The sequence below is a fragment of the uncultured Lacinutrix sp. genome, assembly GCF_947500605.1.
Classification (GTDB): Bacteria; Bacteroidota; Bacteroidia; order Flavobacteriales; family Flavobacteriaceae; genus Lacinutrix.
The window spans coordinates 1-1,822 of record NZ_CANMSJ010000020.1 but is presented as its reverse complement, the minus strand read 5'-3'; the positions used below and the strand labels follow the sequence as shown (position 1 = coordinate 1,822).

Below are 1,822 nucleotides of genomic sequence, written 5' to 3'. Positions count from 1 at the left end.
TGTTTAGTATTAGGTAGTGAAGTCACTTATACATTCACAGTAACAAATACGGGTACTGTATCTATTAATACCATAACGATTAATGATGCCTTATTAGGTGGTGCAATTACGGTTACACCTACTGGTGATGCTAACGGTGATGGCTTATTAAATCCTACGGAAACATGGACGTATATTCCTGCTAATTATACCGTAACTCAAAACGATATCGATACACAAAACATTACCAATACGGTAACGGCTGATGGTATGGATCCGGATGGTGTTGCTGTTCCTCAAGCTACCGATACTTTTATTATCGATGGTACTACGGGTATTGAGTTTTGTGAGCCGACTAATGGTTTAAACATTGTAAAATCGGCAGCGATTGCTAATGGTGATCCTTGTTTAGTATTAGGTAGTGAAGTGACTTATACATTCACACTTACAAATACGGGTACTGTATCTATTAATACCATAACGATTAATGATGCCTTATTAGGTGGTGCAATTACGGTTACACCTACTGGTGATGCTAACGGTGATGGTTTATTAAATCCTACGGAAACGTGGACGTATATTCCTGCTAATTATACCGTAACTCAAAACGATATCGATACACAAAACATTACCAATACGGTAACGGCTGATGGTATGGATCCGGATGGTGTTGCTGTTCCTCAAGCTACCGATACTTTTATTATCGATGGTACTACGGGTATTGAGTTCTGTGAGCCAACTAATGGTTTAAACATTGTAAAATCGGCAGCGATTGCTAATGGTGATCCTTGTTTAGTATTAGGTAGTGAAGTCACTTATACATTCACAGTAACAAATACGGGTACTGTATCTATTAATACCATAACGATTAATGATGCCTTATTAGGTGGTGCAATTACGGTTACACCTACTGGTGATGCTAACGGTGATGGTTTATTAAATCCTACGGAAACGTGGACGTATATTCCTGCTAATTATACCGTAACTCAAAACGATATCGATACACAAAACATTACCAATACGGTAACGGCTGATGGTATGGATCCGGATGGTGTTGCTGTTCCTCAAGCTACCGATACTTTTATTATCGATGGTACTACGGGTATTGAGTTTTGTCCTACTAATCCTGGTCTTAATATTGTTAAAACTGGAATTTTCAATAACGATAACAATAATAACTGTACTGAAATTGACGAAACAATCACATATACATTTACAATAACAAATACTGGTGATGTATCATTAGAAAACGTTATTATATCTGACCCATTATTGGATAATGTAATACCATCCGTTGCAATCAATTATGTTTCTGGAGATGTAAATAATGATCAAATATTGGATTTAACAGAAACTTGGATTTATAATGCTACATATTTAGTTACACAAATAGATATTGATGCTACAGAAGTAATTAATACTGCAACTGTAACTGCCCAGGATGTTGCTAACGGAACAATAGTTAATGCTACTTCTCAAACAACAACTGATTTAATTGAGGATACAACTCCTCCGGATACTTCAAACTGCGTTACTCTAGACGAAACAATAGAATGTAGTGGTGTTGATAATGAAAATATTGCTATTGCTTGGAATGCTGCAAATATTGCTGCTCTAGAAGCTTGTGCAACTGATGAGTGCGATAATAATTTTATTGTAACTTCTGATTACACCTTTGGAAATCTTATTTCTACTTGTGGAGCTGGTGGTACTATTACTGTTACATATACTCTAACAGATGCTACTGGGAACTATAGCACATTTAATGCAACTCTTACACTAGAAGATACTACTGGTCCAGATTTAACTAATTGTACTGTTGTTGATGAAACTATCGAATGTG

1 pseudogene is annotated in these 1,822 nt (G+C 36.2%); it reads left to right on the top strand.

From position 1 onward, the window contains the following. A pseudogene (locus Q0935_RS15795) lies at positions 1-1,822 on the top strand (hypothetical protein); the annotation flags it as partial.